The following is a 22,117-nucleotide window of genomic DNA, read 5'->3' on the forward strand; positions in this document are numbered from 1 at the left end:
CGGTCGGCCACCAGGGACGGCACCGGCCACGGCGGCCGGCGGGGGACCGTCCTGCCGCCCGGCGAACCCCCTGTCCGGCTGGCCCGGCCCCTCGGCGGCCCGGACAGGGATCGGGGAGTGCGGAGACACGATCGGGACGGGGGCTGCCGGATGGTCGAGGCTGAACGGCATGTCGAGGTCGACCCGGGCGGGGCCGGTCTGCGGAGACCGGAAGGCGGGTACGCCTCCTCCGGCGGACTCCGGCGGACTTCCGTCCATCCCGGCCGTGGCGCAGTCGCCGGCCGGCCCGGGTGCGGCGGGGCCTGCCCCAGAGCCCGGCGGTGCGGTCGATGCGGCCTGGGCGGCGGTTGCCGGCGGTGCCCAGGCCGAGGCGTCCGGCCCCCATCCGGAGGTTGCTGCCGGCGGTGGCGACCAGTCGGCACCCGTGCCCTGCGACGCGGTCGTTCCCGCACCAGGGACCCCGGCGACCGGGACCACGCCGGGAATCGAGACCACGCCGGGAGCCTCGCCGGTAGCCGGGGCCTCCCCGGCAGTCGGGGCCTCCCCGGCAGTGGGGACCCTGTCAGGAGTCGGGGCCTCGCCGGGGGCCGGTATCCCATCGGTCAGGGAGGGATGATCGGCCGGCGAGGGTGGGCGACCCGGCCGGCTCTGGGGCGGGACGGGGGACGAGGGCGAGGCGGCCGACGCCCAGGGCGACGCGTGGGCGCTGTCGATCTGCTCCGGCGGCCAGAGTGGTTCGATGTCCCGCTCCGGCATCGGCTGCTGACCAGGCACGTGGACCCGGTCGACATTCTCGTCCACCACGGTTCCTCCCCATTCCTCCTGCCGAGGATAGGCCCAGTGGCCCCGCCCGGCCGGCCGTCGCGGGCCGGCCGCGTCGGTCGCGACGGGAACGCCGAGGTCAGCTCGCCCAGACCGCCCAGGCACCCGGTTCGGTCCACCAGGACCGCTTCCGGCCCAGTTCGCCCTCGGCTCCGTCGTCGAGGAACGGGATCTTCCCCTCCCGGGGCAGGACGGACACGGCCCGCCCGCGGGCGCGTCGTACCTCCAGCCGTACCCGCTTCCTGCCCAACGCCGAGCGGGTCACCACGGGAACGGCCACCGCCACCTCGACCAGGCCGTCCGTCGGGTCGGGGCCGCCGAGCAGGGCCACGTCGTCGAGCCGGGCGTACCCACCGGCGTTGCCGATCGCGCAGGCCATCAGCGGGTCGTCGCCGTTCGAGAGCACGGCGTCGTCCACCTCCACCCGGCCACGCCAGTGCAGCGGCCGGCCGCTGTCGTCGGCGGCACCGACGAGCACGCCGTCCAGGGTCACCGAGCCGCCGTCGTTGCGCAGCAGGTCGAACCGGCGGGGCGTGCCGTCCAGCACCGCCGTGGCCACCGCCGCCGGGTCGCGGGGCAGTCCGAGCTGCGCCACCAGGTCACGATGCGTCGTGCTCCGCGCCGGATCGAGCGGGAGTACGCCGATCGGCGGCAGGTCCGGCACCGTCCGGTTGCCGGGCAGGTCGTCGGGGCGGCGGCTGGGCGGTGGGGCGTACCGCCGGACGAGCCGGCGCACGACGGCGCGCAACTGGGCGTCACTGGCCGAGGCGACCACGAGTCGGACCTTGGAGTCCGGGTCGGGCCAGGTGAGGCCGTCCGGGCGGGCCGGGCCGTCGAACCGGGCCAGCACCTCGTCGATCTCGGCGTCCGAGCGGGCGGTGACCGTCTCCACCCGGGCCCCCCGGGCGGTGAGCGCGTCCGCGCAGGCCAGCACCGGCACCCTCGGGGTGTCGCAGCGCTCCCCGGCCTTCCCGCCGTCCCGGTCGCCGGCCGCGCAGGCATCGGCCGCGTCGCCCGCCATCGCCCCGGCGTCGTTCCCGTGCGGCGTCGCGCTTGCGTCGCCCGCCGTCGCGCCGGTGTCGTTCCCGTGCGGCGTCGCGCTTGCGGTGTTCCCGTGCGCGGTCGCGGCGTCGTCATCCCCGTTCGGCGTCGCCCCGCCGCAGCAGGCGCCGCCGCTGCCGCAGGCCCCGCCGGGAGCGTCGCGTTCCGAGCCGAGGGTGAGCAGCACCACGTCGTACACGGAAAGGGCCTCCTGCCTCCCGACGCGACCCCTGCCGGCCGCGCCGCCACTACTTGTTAGCCTGACACCCCGGGCTCGCTGACCGGTCGCCACCTGGCACCCGAGCCTTCTGGAGGCGAGAAGATGCCAGCGATCGTGCTCCTCGGCGCCCAATGGGGCGACGAGGGCAAGGGCAAGGTTACCGACCTGCTGGGTGAGCGGGTCGACTACGTCGTGCGCTACTCGGGCGGCAACAACGCCGGCCACACGGTGATCACGCCGGACGGCCAGAAGTACGCGCTGCACCTGATGCCGTCGGGTGCGCTCTCACCGAGCGCGATGATCGTCATCGGCAACGGTGTGGTGGTCGACCCGAAGGTGCTGCTGGCCGAGATCGACGGGCTGGCCGAGCGGGGGGTCGACGTCAGCCGGCTGCGGATCTCCGGCGACGCGCACCTGATCATGCCGCACCACCGGGCCCTGGACCTGGTCGTCGAGCGGTACCTCGGCAGCTCCCGGATCGGCACCACCGGCCGGGGCATCGGCCCGGCGTACGGCGACAAGGTCGCCCGGATGGGCATCCGGTTGCAGGACCTGCTCGACCCGGGCATCCTGCGCAAGAAGCTGGAACTGGCGCTGCGCGAGAAGAACCAGCTCCTGTTCAAGGTCTACAACCGCAAGGCGATCGACGTCGACGCGACGATCGAGGAATACCTCGCCTATGCGGAGCGGCTCAAGCCGTACATCGCCGAGACCCGGGTGATGCTCTGGGACGCGCTGGACCGCGGCGAGACGGTCCTGCTGGAGGGCGCCCAGGCCACCATGCTCGACATGGACCACGGCACGTACCCCTTCGTGACCTCGTCGAACCCGACGGCCGGCGGGGCCTGCGTGGGCGCCGGCATCCCGCCGACGGCGATCAACAAGGTGATCGCGGTCAGCAAGGCGTACACGACGCGGGTCGGCTCCGGGCCGTTCCCGACGGAGCTCTTCGACGACAACGGGCAGCACCTGCGCAAGATCGGCCACGAGTACGGCACCACCACCGGCCGGGAGCGCCGCTGCGGCTGGTTCGACGCCGTCGTCGCCCGGTACGCCTGCCGCCTCAACGGGGTCACGGACCTGGTGGTCACCAAGCTGGACGTGCTCACCGGCCTGGCGAAGGTGCCGATCTGCGTCGGGTACGAGATCAACGGCGAGCGCTTCGACGACATGCCGATGACCCAGACCGACTTCCACCATGCGACTCCGATCTACGAGGAGCTCGACGGCTGGTGGGAGGACATCACCAAGGCGCGCACCGAGGACGATCTCCCGGAGAACGCGAGACGCTACATCGCCCGCATCGAGGAACTCTGCGGCACCCGGGTCAGCGTCGTAGGCGTGGGCCCGGGCCGCGAGGAAAACGTGGTCCGCCACCCCCTCCTCCCATAACCCCCACCCCGCTCCCACCCCACCCCCTCCGGGGACCTGCGCGTTGATCATGAGGTTGGCGGCGAAGTCGATCGCTGTCCGTGCCGCTAGCCTCATGATCGACTCGGTTTGGACAGCCGGTTGGGGAAGGCGGGTGGAGGTTTTCCACAGGGCAGGGATGGTTTTCCACAGGGGGAGCCGGGGGTGGGTGGACTGGGCCATGGTGGTCAGCCATGGATCGGGCGAGGGAGTTGCGGCGGATTGCCGGCGGGCAGGACGGGTTGGTCACCCGGGCCCAGGCCGTGGGTGTCGGGTTCGGTCGACACGAGATCGACAACCTAGTTGCATTCGGCCGTTGGCGCCGCGCCGCACGGGCCGTCTATCTCGTGGACGGCGAAGCGACCGAGGGGCCATCCCGGCGGCATCTGATACGCGCGGCCCTGCTGTCGCTGGGACCCCGGGCGCACGCGGTGCACGCAACGGCTGCCGAGCTTCACGGCATCGCCGGTCTCCCGCCCAGCGACGAGATTCACGTGGCGCTGCCCGGCACCTCCGCGAGGCTGGCGCGGGTTCGGGAACCCGGTCTCGTGGTCCATCAGATCGAGCACCCGGCGGCTTCGGTCGTCCACGTCGGCGGTATGGCCGTCACGAGCCCGCTCTGCACCGTGAGTGAGGTGATCCGTCGCGTCGGCCGGTACCCGGCGGTCTCGGTGCTGGACTCGGCGCTGAACCGTCGCCTGATTGCCGAGGCTGACCTGCTCTCCATTCCGCGACTGGTCAGAGGTCGGCGGGGAGCCGTGGCCGCGCGCGGTCACCTGGCAGAGGCGGACGGCCGGGCGCAGTCGCCGCTGGAGACCCGCACCCGGCTCCGTTGCGTCGACGGGAAGGTGCCGCCGGACGTCCTCCAGATCGCGGTGCGGGACGACGATGGCCATCTGCTCGGCATTGGTGATCTCGGTTGGCGAGGCCCGAAGGTGATCGCCGAGGCTGACGGCCGAGGACCCCACGACACCCCCATGGCCGCCTTCGCCGACCGACGCAGACAGAACCGCCTGGTCAACGCGGGCTGGACCGTCCTCCGCTTCACCTGGGCCGACACCCTCCATCCCGACTACATCCCCTGGACCGTCCGCGAAGCCCTCGCCGCAGCCCGACGCCGTCGATCATGAGGTTGCCGGCGAAGTTGATCGCTGCCGGTGCCGCCAACCTCATGATCAACGGGGTGGAGAGTGGGGGTCAGTAGGATGCGGGGGTGCGGGTTCTTCTTCTTGGTGGTGGGGGGCGGGAGCATGCGCTCGCGCTGGGCCTCGCCGGTGATCCGTCCGTCGAGCAGCTGATTGCGGCGCCGGGGAATCCCGGCATCGCTTCGCTTGCCTCGGTGCGGGGGGTGGATCCTTGCGATCCGGCGGCCGTCGCCGCGTTGGCGGTGGAGACCGGGGTCGACCTGGTGGTGATCGGGCCGGAGGCGCCGCTGGTGGCCGGGGTCGCCGACGCCGTACGCGCCAAGGGCATCCCCGTCTTCGGGCCGTCCGGGGAGGCGGCCCGGCTGGAGGGCTCGAAGGCGTTCGCCAAGGACGTGATGACCGCCGCCGGCGTGCCGACCGCCCGCGCGCACACCTGCACGGACGCGGAGAGCACGGCGCGGGCGCTGGACGAGTTCGGCGCGCCGTACGTGGTGAAGAACGACGGGCTCGCCGCAGGCAAGGGTGTCGTGGTGACCGACGACCGCGCCGCCGCGCTCCGGCATGCCGAGGAGTGCGGTCGGGTAGTGGTCGAGGAGTACCTCGCCGGCCCGGAGGTCTCCCTCTTCGTGGTCACCGACGGCGAGGCGGCGGTGCCGCTGCTGCCGGCGCAGGACTTCAAGCGGGTCGGCGACGGCGACACCGGCCCGAACACCGGCGGCATGGGGGCGTACGCGCCGCTGCCGTGGGCGCCGGCCGGCCTGGTCGACGAGGTGATGCGCGACGTCGTCCACCCGACCCTGGCGGAGATGGCCCGGCGGGGCACCCCGTTCGCGGGCCTGCTCTACGTCGGGCTGGCGATCACCGCCGACGGCCCCCGGGTGATCGAGTTCAACGCCCGCTTCGGTGACCCGGAGACGCAGGTGGTGCTCGCGTTGCTGGAGACCCCGCTCGCCGGGCTGCTGCACGCCGCCGCGACCGGCACGCTGGCCGGGCACCCGCCGCTGCGCTGGCGCGAGGGCGCCGCCGTCACGGTCGTGGTCGCCTCCGAGGGTTACCCGGCCGCCCCGCGCACCGGCGACGTGATCGTCGGGGCGGAGGGGCCGGGGATCATCCACTCCGGCACCCGCCGGGACGCCGACGGGGCGCTGCTCTCCGCCGGTGGCCGGGTGCTCTGCGCCACCGCCACCGGTGCTGACCTGCCCGCCGCCCGCGACGCCGCGTACGCGCTGGTGGCCGGCGTGGAGCTGGCCGGCTCGCAGCACCGCACCGACATCGCCTCCGCCGCCGTCGAGGGTCGGATCAGCATTCCGGGCTGACCGGGCAACCTCCCCCCGCCCCGCCTCCGTTTGAGCGGTGAGGCGAGGAGGTGGCGGGATTGCCTGCCGACATCGAGGGCTACCGCGAGTACGTCGGGGCACGGCTGGAGCCGCTGCGCCGCACGGCGTACCTGCTCTGCGGTGACTGGCACACGGCCGACGACCTGGTGTCGACGGCGCTGGTCAAGCTGCTGCGGCACTGGCGACGGGTGTCCAGGATGGACAGCCCCGACGCGTACGTCCGGCGTACCCTGCTGCGGGTCTGGCTGGACGAGCGGCGCCGGCCGTGGCGGCGCGAGGCCTCCTGGGCGGAGGTCCCCGATGCCGCCGTCCGATCCGCCAGCGACGGTGCCGCGGACCGGCTGACTCTTCTCGCCCTGCTCGCCGAGCTGCCGCCGCGCCGCCGCGCGGTCCTGGTGCTGCGCTACTTCTGCGACCTGTCCGTGCAGGAGACCGCCCGGGAACTCGGCTGCACCACCGGCACTGTCAAGAATCGTTAGAAGCTAGGGTCGATGTTGCCGACATGGACGTCGATCTAGGGGGACGGTTCTGATGGTACGGCGGAAGGCCCGGTCGGGGAATCGGGGCCGGTTCGACAGCAAGGACGCGTTGTTGGCCGGTGGCGTAGAGGTGCGGGCGTTGCGGTATCAGCGCGCGAGTCAGGACAAGAAGGAGCAGGGCAAGAGTGTCCACGACCAGGGCGTACTCAACCTGGCGGAGATCACGAAGCGGTCCTGGACGGACGCGGGGTCGTTCACGGACAACCATCGCTCGGCCAGTCGCCGCGCCACGAAGGAGCGCGAGCAGTTCGAGTTGCTGATCGAGCAGATCCGCGCGGGCAAGGGCGACGTGCTGGTGGTCTGGGAGATCTCCCGCAAGGAACGTGACCTTGCGGTGTTCGTGAAGATCCGGGACATGTGCCACGAGGTCGGTCTGTACTTCTGGCTGGTCGGCGGAGTGCTGTATGACCTGCGGGACAAGAACGACCGGATGATGCTCGGTTTCCAGGCGGTGCAGGCCGAGTGGATGGCCGACTCGATCCGCGACAACGTGCTGCGCGGCATCGTCGGCGCTGCCGAAGCGGGCCGCCCGCACGGAAAGGTCACCTACGGGTACCGGCGGATCTACGACCAGCGGACCCGTGCCCTGCTCCGTCAGGAGCCGGACACCGAAATCCGCACGGCCGTGGCGGCCGACGGATCGGTGACGCAGTACTCGCGGGCGCAGCTGGTGCGGGACAACTTCCGCAAGATCTCCGAAGGCACGCCGCTAACCGCTATCGAGGCCGAACTTAACCGGCTCGGCATCCCCGCCTCCGAGGGCGGACTCTGGCGGCGCGGCATCCTGCGCAAGCAGGTCATGAACCCGGCCTACATCGGCAAGCGGGTGCTCCGAGGCGAGATTGTCGGCGACGGCATCTGGCCCGCCCTCGTCGACGAGGAGACGTACTGGTCGGTGGTACGGATGCTGGGCGACCCGTCGCGCACGACGACCCGGCCCGCCCGTGCGGTGCATCTGCTGTCGTACCTGGTGCGCTGCGGCGTGTGTGACGGGCCGTTGTCATCGCAGAAGGTGAACCGGCACGGCTGGACGGGGCAGGTGTATTCCTGCCTGCACAAGCGGTGCGCCGCGGTAAAGGCCGAGTTCCTCGACGAGTACGTGCAGCGCACGGTGGTGGCGTGGCTGTCTCGCCCCGACGTGTACGACATCCTCACCGCCGCCAGCGCCAGCGACGAGGAGGTCGCGCACGCCCGCGCAGAGGCGCAACGACTGCGGGGCGAGTTGGAGGACTGGCGCAAGCTCGGCGAGGAGGGCGAGGTCACCGCGATCGCTTACGCCCGCGCCGAGAGGGGGCTTCTCGCGCAGATCGCCGAGCACGAGCAACGCGCCGCCGACGCCGGGATCCCCGCCGTACTCCGCGGGCGCATCGGGGACCAGGCCGTGGCGGCGTGGCAGGACCTCGGCGACGACATCCCGGTCAAGCGAGAGATCATCCGCCTCGTCGCGGACATCAAGCTCCTGCGGGCCGGGTTCAAGGGCGAACGGCGGTCGTTCGGCCGCCACCGCCTCGACTGGAGGTGGAAGTTCGGCCCACAAGACCAGCAGGCAGCCTGCGCCCGCTAACGGCAGCCGAGGCACAGCCCCGAAACGACTTGACCTTCACCCAGAGGTGAGCGTCGATCGTGTCCGCCGCCCCGCCCACCACTGCGCGGGGCGGCGTGACCCGTCGACGGAAGGTGTCTCGCCGTGCCCCGCGAACGACTCGCCGCCCCGCCCGAGGACGTGAGGGACCCACTGCTGTGGCGGCTCGCCCTTGGCGTCGTCGCCTCGCATCAGCCTGACGAGGGTGGCAACTGCCGTAACCTACAGTGCGCTGGCCAGCGGGGCATCTGCTCCGCCGCTCGCACCGCCCGCCTCGCCATGGGCGTCGCCCGCACCCGTCGATCGCCCGCCGTCACGCATGAGCCGGAACGAGCCCACGGGCTGCGTCGTCGCCCGGGTGCCGTTTCACGGCTGGTTCGCTACCTCGCCTGTCCAGCGCGTGGCTGCTCCGAGGTCGAGTCCACCCTTTAGCCGAGTTCTCGCCCCGCCAGCTGCCTGAGCCCTCTGCGAGACCGTCGAGCTCCGCTCCGTGCATGACCGGGCGTTGTGCGCCGTAGCGACCCGACCTGTCGGCGTACGCGCCAACGTCCACAGCCGGGTACGGCCGCCGAAGCCACCCGGGTGGCTGAACGCCTGCAGGTTCCCTTTTGGGTGATCATCATGCCCGACCCACTACACCTTATGCCCGTTTACGCAGAGATTGCATTGGTTTATGGTCGCGGTCTCGACTCCTGTCCCAAAAGTTGTCGCACCCAGCAACTACGCTCAATCGCGCTAACGAGAGAGCGTCGGCGATGGACTGGCTGGACCTCAACGGAGGACGGGGCGTTCCACAGGTGGCGTCATTATTCAGATGCGCGGAGATGTAGATGATAGATAGCTCCACCCGTTCGAAAGACCCGTCAGCAATCCAGCCGTCGGCGCCTTGTGCCGCGTTGCCCGGGTGCTTCGGTGACTCCTGCCCATTTACAACCTGGAGGTTCCCGATCACGTCGAGCGTGTCCACGCCCCAGTTCTCAGCCTGGGCTACCGCCTAATTCACCCGGAGTAGATTTTGAGACACACGGACTACTTCAAAAACTTTCTTGACAAAACCGTCAACCTGTCCAAGTTCAAGCTTGAGTTGCTGACCGAGCGGGTAGACAGCATCTACGGCGTCCTAAAGGACGACGAGGATCTCGGTCCGCTGCTCAAGAAGAAGATCCCGCAGGGCTCTTGGCCTCAGAGGACCATCATTAACCCGCAGAACGGCAAGCCGTTCGACGCTGACTTTATGGTGCAGATGGTCGAGGACCCCGACTGGGCCGACGACCTGAAGAAGTACGGCGATGCGATCTACAAGGTGATTCACAACATGTCGCCCTACAAGGACATGCCGCATGGCCGGAAGTGCCGGTGCGTCTACGTCACGTACGCGAACAACGCGATGCACGTCGACATCGTTCCGTTCGTGGTCCGCGCTGACGGGACTCAGTGGATCATTAACCGAGACGCCAACATGTGGGAGCGCACCGATACCGACGGTTTCACTAGCTGGATGAAGGAGAAGGACGCGATCGCGGGAAGCCATCTTCGTGAGGTCATCCGCATCATGAAGTTTTTGCGCGATCATAAGAACTCGTTCACTGGAACAAAGTCGATCCTGCTCACGACAGTGCTGGGTATGCAGGTCGAAGCCTGGCGCAAAGTCCTGGAACCCGGGTATTACGCGGACCTACCGACCGCGCTGCTGCACATCGTCTCCGACCTCGACAAGTGGCTTCAGGCTAACCCGACCAAGACAGTGATCATGGACCCGTCCGGTTCGGGCACCTCGTTCGACCACCGGTGGTCGCAGGAGACCTACGCGTATTTCCGGGACCGCATCCACACTCACGCCGCCGAGATCAAGGCCGCCTACGATGAGACCGACTTCGACGAGAGCGTGAAGAAGTGGCAGAGCTTGTTCGGTGACGGCTTCACGGCCCCGAGTTCCTCTACGTCGAGCGGGAAGTACAGCACCGTAGGAACGGGTGCTGGCACGGCCGGCGCCGCAACCGTCAACCTCTCCGGAAGAGCGGGGTGAGTAAGCGGAGCCTCAGCGACTGGCAACGCCAGGTACTGGCCGAGCTAGATGCCATCGCGGAAGCGTTCCCGGGAGAAGTCGAAGTGATGGGACGCCATCGCATCGACCAATCCGGGGCGATACGGTTACGCCTGCGGCTTCGGACCGCCGACCCTCCTCGCGTTGCTCGCGGCATGCCGTTGGGCGAGCATGAGGAGTTCATCGTCACCGTCGGCGCCTCCAGTCTGACACCGCCACGTGTAGAGGTCGATCACCTTCGGTTTCTTCATCATGCGCACGTACTCCAGGGACATCGCCTGTGCCTCTACCTCGACCCGTCGAGGGAGTGGGACCCGATCAACGGCTTTGGCGGTTTCCTCGACCGCCTTGTTGACTGGCTCGCCGACGCGGCGGGCGATCGTTTCGACGCCCAAACCGCGCTGTACCACGCCGTCGGCGGCGTGCTTCACGCCGCCGACGGCGCTCCCACCGTCGTCGTACGAGACACGATTCCAACCGGCAAGCGCGCGCACCACGCATGGCTGGTGGCTCGGGCGCCACACCGATTCGACCTGCACCTCAACCGTCCCGCAGAGCCCGACCAAGGCGACCACATCCCCGTAGTCATACTCGACGCCGATCTTCCCTTCGGCGCAGGAATTGATCTCGGCGCGCTTCTGCAGACGGTCGACGACCCCTACCATGGCCGTCCTGCCCCCGACGAGGCGTTCCTGAAGCCGCGCAGCACCTCCCGCACTTCAGCGACGATGTTGACCGTGCTCGGGGCAAGCGCCATCCGAAAGGCCACCGGCACACCGCAACGAATACTCATCGCTGTCCCTCACCCGACTGGTGGCCCTCCGCACCTGCTCGCCGCAAGCATCCCGGGCATCGGAGCCGATCACATCCGAACACTCGTCAAGGCGGGCAGGAAGAAGAGTTCCATGATCGACATCGATCCGGCGAAGATTTATCAGGCGACGCCGCTGGAGTGGTTGCCGGTCTCTGATGAGCGTAAGGAGGTCACGACGCGTCGCGACTCGGCGCGGCCCGTCGCCGCTTACGCGGGTAGGACAGCCCACGTCTGGGGCTGCGGTGGCCTCGGCTCATGGATCGCAGAGTATCTCGTCCGCGCTGGAGCAAAGAAGGTCATCTTGTGCGACCCGGGCACCATCTCAGGGGGCCTCTTAGTCCGACAGAACTTCGTGGAGGCCGATGTCGGCAACACGAAGGTCGAAGCGCTCGCTCAGCGTCTACGCGCCATCAGTGACACGGTCGAGGTAGTTGCGACACGGGCCCTGGTCCCCGGCGAAGAGGATCTCGCCGAGGCTGACCTGATCATCGATGCCACCGTCAACATTGCGATCAGCCGACTTCTCGACAGTTTCGCTGCTGCTTCTGACCAGCGCCCGGTGATGGCCCAGGTCGCTGTCGATGCCCGGACAGGCACGCTAGGCATCATGACTGTTTCGATGCCGCCACTGAGGGCTGGCCCACTGACCATCGACCGGAAAGCTGGAGCGCAAATCCTCCAGGATGGAGCGCACGAGGCATTCCATTGCCTGTGGAAGACTTCGGCATCTGGCGACGAGATCATCCCAACGCGAGGCTGCTCGACACCTACGTTCCACGGGTCTGCCGCCGACCTGGCCGGGGTGGCCGGGAGTCTGACCAGCATTCTCGGCGCTCATCTGAACGCCGGAACGTCCGTCTCCGGCACGCACCTGATCTCGCTCCCGCACGGCGAAGCCGGGCCATTGCGCGCCTTCGTGCCGGCCCAGGCGCCAGCCCTCGGAAGGCCGCCGGCCGATGACGCTGATTGAGGGCCCACCGGTCCTCCTATCACCCGTTGATCACGAGCACACCTTCATACGAATCGCGGCCGCGTTCATAGACTGTCACTGGCGGGTGGGCGTCCCGCATGACCGCGCGGCCGGCCTCAATGGCAACCGAGACCGGCGCCGACGCGACGAGGTGCCACCGCCGTGCGGCCGGGTACAGCGACTCGGCAGTGGCGAGAGTTGCTCGCCACTGCTCAGCGAAGTTGGCCAGCGATTGCTCGTGCGAAATCAATGTAGGGTCCGGAGCGATGTCGACCGGTCGGATCTCAACACGCGGCGCTCCTGCGATCCTGTCAGGCAAAAACGCCAGATTCACATCACTCGTGATCGCACACACGAGAACGACGTCCTCGACATCGCCCTGCGAGTTAGTAGCACACACCTCAAACTCCACCGGCTCACCCTGGTTTGTCCAAGACCAACCGACGAACTGATCTCGGTGCTTCTGGAAGATCCGGGTCGGCGTCTTGTCGTCCAGTTGCCAACCGAGGTAGACAAGCAGCGGGATCGGCGCGATCGCAAAGACAGAAATGTGCTCGACATCGCCGCTGTTGACCGCTTGGCGCACGAGATTCAACGTATCGTCGACAGTCTGCTGGCCCGCATCCCAGAATCCGCGGCCTCCCGCCGCACCGTGGATGCGGCACGTGAAGTCGCCGCTACGTTGAGTCTCAACAAGCCCGAGATAATTGATCGCCAAGAGCGTCTCCGCGACCTCACGCTGGGAAGCGAGGGCGAGCGAGCCTCGGATTTGACTGCCGACGCGGAGCGCTGCGGTCCGGGTTAACCCGCCGTTCGCGGTGACCATCTCAATGCGCCGTTCAAACGACTCCTTGATCTCGCGAAGTTTGCCGGGAGGAAAGAAGCCGATGTGTTCGGGATGATCGATGACCTTGTGACAGTCGTGGCACAGGAGGAGTAGATTCTCCTCGGACTCGGTATCCACGACTCCGTCGTCATCCTTGCGGCGTGGCGAGCCAGAGCCTTCGGTCGCACCGATGTTGTGCGCGAGTTCGGCAAGAAGGACCGAGTGAAAGTACGTTCTGGAGTCACCGAGGAGACGCCGGTTGCAGATCGTGCACCGACCTGCCGTACGTGCCCACAGGGCATTGCGGACGGTGTCCCTGATGGCGCCGCGCTTGATGGTCGTGTCGCGCCGATCGGCAGTAGTCACGGTGAGCCTTGCTGTAGTCGACGAGGGTGGTGTCCTAGCGTGGTCTCGATTGAGGCTCGCGCCTACACCTGTGAGACGGCGGGTGCACGAGTCTCCGACTCAACCCCTTCCGCTCACTGAGATGCATGTCCCGCGATGTGACCAGTCCTGAAAGTTTATTCAGCGGTGAGTGGGCGGACCCGAAGGGACTGCGAGCGACCTGAACGGACTGGATAGCACTCCCCCGGACTGGAGTCAAGATCTGGTGGCCTTTCCGCCCGGAATTGGGGGTTGACTCGACGGGTGTTTCCGGGGCGTACTGGTTGTACGTCCCGGATCGCCAGCTGGCGCGGTCGGCCACAGAAGGAGGCGGGCGGGCACTCCCAAAGCTGGAGTGCCTGCTGTTGTTCGTGCCGGCGATGCCCGGGGGCGTGGAGAGACGGGAGGCCCCACATGAAGGATCGTCTGTCGGCGAGTTGAGCCGCCGCACCACCCTGGCGTCGTCTGGCGCTGTCCGTGGTGGTCCTGACCCTTGTGGCTCGGCTTGGCCGCCCGCCCCTATGTCCGCCTGTTGACCGCAACCTGCTGTGCGGGTTGTGGCGACGCCTGCCGTCCTGGTGCCTGCCCCTGCGCGGGGTTCGGCGTGTTCGTTGACTCGACCATAGTGACTTTCATCGACCCCTGCACGCGCAAGGGGGTCCGCCCGGCCGGGCGTCACCCGGCAGGGTCGCGCCTGCCCGGGAGCCTGTACCGGGCAGGCGCGACCTGGGACGGAGCCCTCCGTACTTCGAACCCTACGGCCCACGCTTGGAGCAAAAGAGATGACTTCACTCAACATCGTCCCAGAGAAGCTGGAAGTGGCCGTCGCACCTGCGTGCCGGGCCCGCTCTCTCACCATGACCAGGCCAGAGGATTCGGGTGGACCTGTTGTCGACGGGTGGTGGGCCGTTGGCGATACCTGAGCAGCGATCACCGGTCTTGCCCGAGCAGGTGGGGTCAGGCCGGGAGCGGCTGGAGAACCGGATCCAGGTGCTGATCATGTTGTTGATCGGTGGCGCGGCCGGCGCGGCGTCGTTCCGTCACGTGCATGACGTCGCGGCGGCACATGGCCAGCCGGGTTGGCTGGCCTGGGCCGACGCGGTCGTCCTGGAACTGACCTCCATCGCCGCCGGCCTGGAGTTGCGCCGCAACCGGCGGCGGGGCAAGAGCGTCGCCTTCCCCGCGGCCGTGCTGACGGTGGCCGTGTGCCTGTCCCTGGCCGCTCAAGTGGTGGAGGCGGAGGCGTCGGTGATCGGGTGGGCCGCCGCCGCGCTGCCGGCGCTCGGCTTCCTGACGATGGTGAAGATCGCCCTCGGCCGCGCCGACTCCGCACCACCCGACCGCCCCGCCCGGCCCACGCGGACCGAGCCAGAACCACCGTCGATCGATAAGGCTGTAGTCCCGGACTCCCGCGCGCCGGGTCCCGGACCGCCGATGCCGGCCCCCGAGGAGACGGCCGCGGTCCGGGACTCCACCACCACGGTCCCCGCCACCGCGGACCAGGACCTGGCGGTCCGGGACCGGCGGACCGGCGACGTGCCGGGCGGGGACGTCAGCCCGGAGATCATGGCGTTGGTCCCGGCCGCCCAGACCGCCGCCCGCACCCTCGCAGCCGAGGGGACACCGCTGTCCCGCAAGGCCCTCGCCCGACTGCTACGCGCGGACGGGCACCAGTTGTCCAACGCCACCGCCTCGGCGCTTGTGCGCGTCCTCCGCGCCGAGGCCACCCCGCCCGCACCGGATCTGTCACCGCGGTAGGCCGCGTGACAGAACCACAATCGGCGACTTCTGCCAGAACGAGCCGCCGCCCTCAGAACCGCGCGCGTCTGTCAGGAAGCCCGTGAGCTGTCCGAACCTGACCGGACCTGTCACCGCGCTCCCGCCCATGCAGTGGCCGGCTGCGCATCCCAGGCCTATCCGCACCCTGAACAAGGAGCAACAACGATGATGTCCCCGCACAGCGACCACCACGAGCGCCGCTACCGGCGCGACTCACACAGCCTCTCAAGGCACCGTCACCGCAGATCCGGTGTGTTCGGCCGTGTCGGTGTCCACGTCGATCTCCGTTCTACCGTCCGTCTTGATCCTGACCCCCGAAATGACCCCCCGATCCCGCTCACAGCCCAGGTCAGGGCCGCTGCCGCCGGCTCGATACCGCTCCAGACAGACCCTCCAGTCTCGGGTCTCCCCCCAGGGGCTGCCCGTGGGTAAACACCTACCGACCGCGGATCCCCTGCTGCGCCTGCAGGCCAGCATCACCGCCCGCGACGACCGGCTCCTCGACTGGCTCTACGACCACGCCGTGCTCACCACCGACCAGATCGCCGCCGCCCTGTTCCCCTCCCTGGACTTCACCCAACGCCGCCTACGCCGCCTCACCGCCCTGCGAGCGGTGGACCGATTCCGGCCCAACAAGGCCGACGGCGGCTCCTACCCCTACCACTACGTCCTGGACCAACTCGGCTACGACCACGTCCACGCCCAACGCGGACTCCCACGAGGCCGCCGGGACCAGGCCCGCCGCCGCAAACACTCCCTGACCAACCGACCGGACCTGCCGCACCTGCTCGGCGGCAACCAGGTCTTCATCGACCTCGCGGCCCACGCCCGCACCCACCCCGAAGGCGACCTGGTCCGCTGGCAGCCCGCGTCGGCCTACCACGAACCCGGCACCCTGTACCGCAAAGGCGCGGACCCGCACATCATCATCGCCGGAGCGACCGGCTTCCCCCGCCCGGACGGCGCCGGGGTGTGGACCGAGCGCGGACGGTCTGTGCCGTTCTTCCTCGAGTACGACACCGGAGGCGAACACCTCCAGGTCCTCATCGACAAGGTCATCAAGTATGAGCGGCTGTACACGATGAGCACCTGGGCATGGCCGGTGCTGTTCCATCTTCCGTCCGCCCGCCGCGAGGCGAACCTGCACCACCGCCTCGCCGGTACCGGCCTGGAGACGGTCATCGCCACCACCACCGCCGAACTACGTACCGCACTCGCTGCCAGCCCTGCCCACCAGGTCTGGCAACTGCCCGGCCGCGCGGGCCGGCACCGCCTCATCGACCTCCCCTACACCGACACCCACCACGACGAGGATTACCCCAGCCACGACCAGCCCGCCCCGGACGAGCGGGCGCCTGATGAGGTCAGGCGGGACACGCGGCGCGTACGGCGGCCTTGAACGCCCCACACACCGCCGGACTACCCGCACCCGCCAACCCGCCGGGGCGGTAGCCATTGTTCGCGTGCGGGCGCGCACCGAGGGCGACAAGAGCGGACCGCCCGGGCCGGACGCAAGCCGTCAGATTTTGTCAGCAGCGCAGTTCGGCGACAGACCCGCGCCCGTCCGAGTACTCACACCGACGGCACACCGCTGTGAGTCGCTGTGAGTGGCACACCCCTTCACTTCCGCCGCCACCGGAGGTACCGTCCGCGACCCTCCACTGCGCTGCCCGCCGCACCCGAAGTCGCCCGACTGGCGACCGCGTCGACCCGCCGCCCGACTCCGGCCGGCGGAATTCGGCGATCGGTCTTGAGAACTGCCTGCCAACCGAGAGAGGAGATGCCCATGGCCCTACACCTCACCCCCACGCCACGAGCCGTCCTGGGAGGGACATGGCCACACGCCGTGACCAGCAATCACGCGCGAACACACCACACCCGTCGCTGCCGACCGCGCCCACGCGGACAACCGGCGGCGAGGCCCCGACCGCACACCCCGAGGGGGCGGATGCTCCGCTCCTGCCGGGGACGCTGTCGATGGCCCGTTACCTGACCGACCCCGCCACCGAGACCGAGATTCAAGCCTTGGCCGCTGAAGCCGGCCTCCCGACCGTTGACCAAGCCGCCACCCTCGCCCGCCTGCTCCGCCTACACCAACCCGCACCTCCACGCGCCGCGTGACCTGCGCCCGCTCCGCCTCGGGGCGGGCGCAACCTTCTCCACCCGAATGCCCGCCGAGTGAGCAGCTATCGCAGGCGGCGACCCCTGCTGCCCGCGAGGAGGTGCGGAGCGAGGAAGCATGGGCTTGACGATCACCACCACGGGGTGACATGGCGGACGTAGAGCAAGATTCAGGAACCGAGTTCTACCGTGGCGTACGGTTCCCACACGTACATGCCCTCGTCCCGGTTGAGGACGATGAGCTGGCACGAGGTGATCAGCGCGTCGGCGCTGATCTTCGGGGCGGAGGAGAGTGCCTCGATGAGCGGCGCTGCAGGACCGTCGGTGTTGGTGTAGGCCAGGCTGAGGTGAGGGTTGTAGGGCTCGGCGGCCTCGGGTACGCGGTCCTGGCCCCAGACGTCGGCGATGGCGGCACGGATGGCGGCGCGTAGTTGCCGCACGGGCTCGATCGGGTCGACAGCGATCTGGATGGACTCGGGATCAACATGGGGGGTGCCGATGGTGAGCTTGAAGGGTGACAAGCGCGAGCACCGGTCACTGGCGGCGGCCACGATGGCGTCGACGTCGTCGTCGGCGACCTCTTGCACGAAGCCGATGCCCTGCATGGTGAGGTGAAGCCATCGGTTCGGAATGACGTCGAGGCTGGGCTGCGAAGACAGTAGGGCCCGGTACTGGTCAGCGAGCTTCTCGACCTCGGGTTGCCCGTCGAAGGTGATGTGCCAGGTATAGAAGCGGGAGCCGATGCCCCAACCCGGTCGCCAGTACCAGTGGTTACGGATATCGGTGGCGTGCGGGACTGCCATGGGTTCTCCAGGTTCAGGGAAGTTGCCGGGCGGCGCCGGTGGCGCAGAACTCGGTGATTGCTGCTTGGACACTGCGGGCCTCGATGCTCGTGCGCAGCGACGGGTTGCCGGCGATGTTGCGCCCGACGCCGCGCAGGCGGTGCACCAGCGGGTCGAGCCGCTGTTCAGGTGGCAGAGCGAGCACCGGCGACAGGACCGAGACCGCGCCGTCGAGGCTGCCGGCTTTGAGATGTGCCGCGGCGGCCCAGATGCGGATCTGGGCGAGCGTGCCGTAGGCAACCGACGGGTCCGCGGCGGCTTCCGTCAGGGCGTGCTCGGCATGCTCGATGGCGTTGGCGGCCTCGCCAATGCGGAGCAGTACTGATCCAGCGTAGTTGTGTTGGCGCACCGTGCCGCAGGCGAGAAGGCCACCCACCGGGTCGCGGCTGGCATGTTGGCGGGCCTCTTCGGCGCGTTGCAGTGCTGCCCGTGCCGGCTCGACAGCACCGATCTCCGCCCACGCGTCCGCTTCCTGGCACGCCAGCATGACCGCCGCGCTGCCCTCGGCGGCATGACCGTAGCCGCGCACGGCGGCGTTGGCCGCGTCTTCGAACCGCCGCTCCCACAGGTGGGTCTTGCTGATCGTGGAGAGGACCCAGGCGCGGAGGGTGTTGTCGCCGACGGTCTCGGCGCACATCCAGGCCGTGCGTGCCTGGGACTCGGCTGCGGCCGGGTGTCCGAGATCGCCCGCCATCCAGGCGAGCAGTGTGCAGAGGTAGCCCGCCCAGGTGTAGAGCTCCCGAGACTGATCAGGGTTCTGACGCCCGCTCTGCAGAAGGCGGAATACGCGGTCGGCCAGGAGCCCGGCCCGCGCGTAGACGACGACGGGCGGCTCGGTGAGGTAGTCGACGGCGATCCTGCGGGTGGAGGCAGCGACATCGTCGAGGGTGAAAGGCCCGACGTTGGAGGCTTGCGCCCATGTGCCGAAGCTCGCCGTGCGTTCTGCCACCGCTATCACCAGTTCCGTCTCGTCCTGCAGAGCGCCGAGGTCCCACCGCAGAGGCTCAGTCATCGCGCCAGGCGGTGCTAAGGATGCGACCGATGGTGCAGGCACCGGGGCGGCGCTCCTGCCGCTCAACGCCGCTCGGTCTGCTTCCGGCATAGCGGTCAGGTCGTCGAGATCGACCAGACTGCTCGGTTCGGTGCCGAAGACCTGCGCCAGTGCGTTCAAGGCGGCCAAGGTGGGCCGACGACCGCCGAAGGGCCACCGCTCGTAGTCGCTGATCCGCGCCCCGGTGAACGTCGCCGAACCGTTTCCCTTGGCGTTCAACCTCTCGGCTACCGCGTCCTGGGTCCAACCATGGGCCTGGCGGAAAGCATCCCGGGGTCGTAGCCCGAAGCGGCGCTGCAGCTCGGCGGCGATGGCGGTGGGTGTCGCTCCGAAACCCGCCAGGGTCTGGCGTACGTGATCGCGCTGCGCCTTGGTGCCCGTCGTCCTCGCCATCACGGTCACCTCCTACCTGCGGCCTCCTGTCGCACGGTATCGCCCCTCTCATCGGAATCGGTACGGGGCGCGGCGAGGCCAGCGGCCGCAGGGTGGGTAGCTCGCCGCTAATTGATCAAAGTATCTGCAGGTCGTGGGCGTGCGCGGGTGGGGAAAAATCTCACCACCGCCGGGGATCCACTCACGTGGATGCGCTTGGCAAGCTTGCTGAGCCGAATCACCGTCGGTCCGGATGTAGCCACCATCAGTGACGAGTGGAGTGGCTGCCACAGCAACGTCAACCGCGAATGCCCGTCGCCGTCGGGTCGTTGACGACCACCCGGCAGGCGTTTCTCCGCGCTCTGCTCGCGCTTCTCATCCTCGTGAGGATTACCGATGACAACCTCGAACGACCTAGCCCGCTACGGCTATCGGCAGGAACTCAGCCGCCAGCTGCGGTTTCGGGACCTGTTGGCGTACGGCTTGGTGTACATGGTGCCGATCGCGCCGATGGCGATCTTCGGCAGCGTGTATGCGGGCTCTGGCGGCATGGTGGCCCTCGCCTACGTCATCGGTGTGGTGGCGCTGGTGTTCACCGCGTTCTCGTACGCGCAGATGGTGAAGGCCTTCCCGATGTCAGGCAGCGTCTACAACTACGCCGGTCGGGGCATCAGCCCGCCGGTCGGGTTCCTCGCCGGCTGGGTGATCCTCCTCGACTACGTGCTCGTTCCCGGCCTGCTGTACCTGGTGGCGTCCGTGGCGATGCACGCCACGGTGCCGACGGTGCCGGTGTGGCTGTGGCTGCTCGGGTTCGTCGCGGTCAACACCGTCGTCAACTCGGTCGGCATCCGCATGACGGCGGTGGTCACCCGGGTGATGCTCGTCGGTGAGCTGATCGTCCTGGCGTTGTTCCTGGTCGTCGCCGGTTGGGCCCTCGCGACGGGTAGGGGCCGGTTCAGCTGGGACGCGTTCTACAACGCCGACACCTTCACCTGGTCCCTCGTGGCGGGGGCGGTGTCAATCGCGGTGCTGTCGTTCCTGGGCTTCGACGGCATCTCCATGTTGGCGGAGGAGACCCGTGACGGCGCCCGGCAGATCGGCCGGGCGATGGCGACCGTGCTCGTCCTGGCGGGGGTGCTGTTCATCGCGCAGACGTGGCTGGCGGCGATGCTCGTGCCCAACCCCGGCGGGCTGCTGGCCGAGGGCGACGTGAACGGCACCGCCTTCTACGACGCCGCCGCGGTGGCCGGCGGAAGCTGGCTGGCGACGGTGTGCGCGGTGGCGACCGCGATCGCTTGGGGTTTGCCGAACTCGATGGTCGCGCAGGTCGCCACGTCCCGGCTGCTGTACGCGATGGCCCGTGATCGGCAGCTCCCCGCCTTCCTGGCCAAGGTGTCGGTGCGCCGCAGCGTGCCGATCAACGCGACCCTGCTCACCGGCGTCGTGTCCCTCGCCTTGGGCTTGTACATGGCGACGCGGGCGGATGGCATCACGCTGTTGTCGTCGCTGATCAACTTCGGGGCGATGGTGGCGTTCCTGGTCCTGCACGTCTCCGTGGTCGTGCACCACCTGATCCGCCGTCGCAGCGAAAACTGGTTCGCGCACCTGCTCATGCCCGGAATCGGGTTCGTGATCCTCGCCTACGTGGTGGTGAACGCCAACATCGCCGCCCAGCGCCTCGGCCTGGCCTGGCTAGGCCTCGGCGTGGTCGTCCTGGCCAGCTTGTACCTGACCGGCCGCCGGCCGGTGCTGTCCGGCCTAGCCCCCACCCAGGCCACCGGGCGTGACATGGAGCGGGTGTGATCTCGATGAGCCACTTCACCTACCGGCCCGCCCGTGATGAGTTGGCCTACACCTTCGGCGGCCGTCTCCCGGTGGCCCACGTCCGCTCCGGCGATGTCTTCACCGTGCACACGCAGGACTGCTTCGGCGGCCTCGTACGCGGCCCTGCGGACCTGCCATCGCAGGTCTGCCAGATGCCGTACCTGAACCCGGTGTCGGGACCGTTCTTCGTCGAGGACGCCGAGCCCGGCGACACCCTCGCCGTGCACCTCGTCTCGATCGAACCCGCCCGGGACTGGGGAGTGTCGGCTACCTTCCCGTACTTCGGGGCACTCACATCGACCTCGCACACGGCCACCCTGCAGCCGCCGCTGGAGGAGCGGGTGTGGGTGTACGACATCGACCGGCACGCGGGCATCGTCCGCTACCGGGCCACCGCCAGCGAGCACACCGTCGAGCTGCCGCTGGATCCGATGATCGGCACCATCGGCGTCGCCCCAGGTGGCATGGAGTCCCGGTCCACGATCGTCCCGGACTACTACGGCGGGAACCTCGACACCCCGGAACTGCGCGCCGGGACCACCCTGTATCTCGGGGTTAACGTGCACGGGGCGATGTTCGCCCTCGGCGACGGTCACGCCCGCCAGGGACACGGTGAAGCCTGCGGCGTCGGCGTGGAGATCGCCACCGTCACCACCCTCGCCGTCGAGGTCGTCAAGGGCGCCGCCACCGCCTGGCCGCGCCTGGAAACTGACACGACCATCATGTCGGTCGGCTGCGCCCGCCCCCTGGAGGACGCCTACCGCATGGCCCACCAGGACCTCACCGCCTGGACCGTCGACTTGTGCGGCCTGCAGACCCTGGACGCTTATCAGCTCATCTCGCAGGCCGGGCGGGCACCCATCGGCAACGTCTGCGACCCCAACTACACCGTCCTGGCGGCCGTCGACAAAGCCCTGCTCCCGGAGCCGCAGGCTGCCTACCGCGACGCGCACGTCCGGCTGCGGGACATTGCCGCAGTTCAGGAATAGGGGCA

14 protein-coding genes and 1 pseudogene are annotated in these 22,117 nt (G+C 69.0%); 11 read left to right on the top strand and 4 right to left on the bottom strand.

Going from position 1 to position 22,117, the window contains the following annotated elements; genetic code table 11:
* Positions 1-901: 901 nt before the first annotated feature.
* Positions 902-1,783, bottom strand: a pseudogene (locus AB0D32_RS05495) (hypothetical protein); the annotation flags it as partial.
* Between the two features lie 402 nt (positions 1,784-2,185).
* On the opposite strand from AB0D32_RS05495, the gene AB0D32_RS05500 reads away from it, so the two are divergent.
* The 7 genes from AB0D32_RS05500 to AB0D32_RS05530 all read left to right on the top strand — a co-directional run bounded on the left by AB0D32_RS05500 (position 2,186) and on the right by AB0D32_RS05530 (position 11,924).
* A complete protein-coding gene (locus AB0D32_RS05500; RefSeq protein ID WP_357085230.1) occupies positions 2,186-3,475 on the top strand; it encodes an adenylosuccinate synthase in 1,290 nt (429 codons plus the stop codon).
* A 281-nt stretch (positions 3,476-3,756) separates the two neighbouring features.
* A complete protein-coding gene (locus tag AB0D32_RS05505) occupies positions 3,757-4,623 on the top strand; it encodes a hypothetical protein (protein WP_357085232.1) in 867 nt (288 codons plus the stop codon).
* An 83-nt stretch (positions 4,624-4,706) separates the two neighbouring features.
* Positions 4,707-5,954, top strand: a complete 1,248-nt coding sequence (gene purD, locus AB0D32_RS05510; RefSeq protein WP_357085234.1) for a phosphoribosylamine--glycine ligase — start codon at positions 4,707-4,709, stop codon at positions 5,952-5,954.
* 59 nt (positions 5,955-6,013) lie between these two features.
* Complete coding sequence (locus AB0D32_RS05515) at positions 6,014-6,454, top strand: SigE family RNA polymerase sigma factor (protein ID WP_357085236.1); 441 nt, start codon at positions 6,014-6,016, stop codon at positions 6,452-6,454.
* Positions 6,455-6,506: 52 nt separating this feature from the next.
* Positions 6,507-8,078, top strand: a complete 1,572-nt coding sequence (locus tag AB0D32_RS05520; protein ID WP_357085238.1) for a recombinase family protein — start codon at positions 6,507-6,509, stop codon at positions 8,076-8,078.
* A gap of 1,033 nt (positions 8,079-9,111) precedes the next feature.
* Entirely contained in the window at positions 9,112-10,122 is a 1,011-nt protein-coding gene (locus tag AB0D32_RS05525; RefSeq protein ID WP_357085240.1) for a cyclic GMP-AMP synthase DncV-like nucleotidyltransferase, read from the top strand.
* Positions 10,119-11,924 carry a ThiF family adenylyltransferase gene (locus AB0D32_RS05530; protein WP_357085242.1) on the top strand — a complete coding sequence of 602 codons (1,806 nt, stop codon included), beginning with the start codon at positions 10,119-10,121 and terminating at the stop codon, positions 11,922-11,924. The genes AB0D32_RS05525 and AB0D32_RS05530 overlap by 4 nt, the downstream gene beginning before the upstream one ends.
* 19 nt (positions 11,925-11,943) lie before the next feature.
* Here the strand turns inward: AB0D32_RS05530 and AB0D32_RS05535 are convergent, their stop codons facing one another.
* On the bottom strand, positions 11,944-13,116 hold the full coding sequence (locus tag AB0D32_RS05535) for an SAVED domain-containing protein (RefSeq protein WP_357085244.1): 1,173 nt from the start codon (positions 13,114-13,116) through the stop codon (positions 11,944-11,946).
* A gap of 897 nt (positions 13,117-14,013) precedes the next feature.
* On the opposite strand from AB0D32_RS05535, the gene AB0D32_RS05540 reads away from it, so the two are divergent.
* Positions 14,014-14,892: a DUF2637 domain-containing protein gene (locus AB0D32_RS05540; protein ID WP_357085246.1), complete on the top strand. Its 879-nt coding sequence runs from the start codon at positions 14,014-14,016 to the stop codon at positions 14,890-14,892.
* A gap of 445 nt (positions 14,893-15,337) precedes the next feature.
* Positions 15,338-16,312, top strand: coding sequence for a replication-relaxation family protein (locus AB0D32_RS05545; RefSeq protein WP_357085248.1), 975 nt, complete (start codon positions 15,338-15,340; stop codon positions 16,310-16,312).
* An 892-nt stretch (positions 16,313-17,204) separates the two neighbouring features.
* Here the strand turns inward: AB0D32_RS05545 and AB0D32_RS05550 are convergent.
* Both AB0D32_RS05550 and AB0D32_RS05555 read right to left on the bottom strand, forming a co-directional pair.
* Entirely contained in the window at positions 17,205-17,837 is a 633-nt protein-coding gene (locus AB0D32_RS05550; protein WP_357085250.1) for a 2'-5' RNA ligase family protein, read from the bottom strand.
* Between the two features lie 13 nt (positions 17,838-17,850).
* The gene (locus tag AB0D32_RS05555; RefSeq protein WP_357085252.1) at positions 17,851-19,320 is read right to left on the bottom strand and encodes a helix-turn-helix transcriptional regulator; all 1,470 of its coding nucleotides are present in this window, start codon (positions 19,318-19,320) and stop codon (positions 17,851-17,853) included.
* A gap of 375 nt (positions 19,321-19,695) precedes the next feature.
* On the opposite strand from AB0D32_RS05555, the gene AB0D32_RS05560 reads away from it, so the two are divergent.
* Together AB0D32_RS05560 and AB0D32_RS05565 are read left to right on the top strand one after the other, a co-directional pair.
* The gene (locus AB0D32_RS05560; protein WP_357085254.1) at positions 19,696-21,102 is read left to right on the top strand and encodes an APC family permease; all 1,407 of its coding nucleotides are present in this window, start codon (positions 19,696-19,698) and stop codon (positions 21,100-21,102) included.
* A complete protein-coding gene (locus AB0D32_RS05565; RefSeq protein ID WP_357085256.1) occupies positions 21,099-22,112 on the top strand; it encodes an acetamidase/formamidase family protein in 1,014 nt (337 codons plus the stop codon). The genes AB0D32_RS05560 and AB0D32_RS05565 overlap by 4 nt, the downstream gene beginning before the upstream one ends.
* Positions 22,113-22,117: the final 5 nt, after the last annotated feature.

Origin of the sequence: Micromonospora sp. NPDC048170, from assembly GCF_040652795.1 — a bacterium.
Classification (GTDB): domain Bacteria; phylum Actinomycetota; class Actinomycetes; order Mycobacteriales; family Micromonosporaceae; genus Micromonospora.

Bases quoted from the DNA above. Each gene is read 5' to 3' on its own strand.
- AB0D32_RS05500 (WP_357085230.1), top strand. From the start codon at position 2,186: ATGCCAGCGATCGTGCTCCTCGGCGCCCAATGGGGCGACGAGGGCAAG.
- AB0D32_RS05560 (WP_357085254.1), top strand. From the start codon at position 19,696: ATGACAACCTCGAACGACCTAGCCCGCTACGGCTATCGGCAGGAACTC.
- AB0D32_RS05550 (WP_357085250.1), bottom strand. From the start codon at position 17,837: ATGGCAGTCCCGCACGCCACCGATATCCGTAACCACTGGTACTGGCGA.
- AB0D32_RS05555 (WP_357085252.1), bottom strand. From the start codon at position 19,320: ATGGCGAGGACGACGGGCACCAAGGCGCAGCGCGATCACGTACGCCAG.
- AB0D32_RS05520 (WP_357085238.1), top strand. From the start codon at position 6,507: ATGGTACGGCGGAAGGCCCGGTCGGGGAATCGGGGCCGGTTCGACAGC.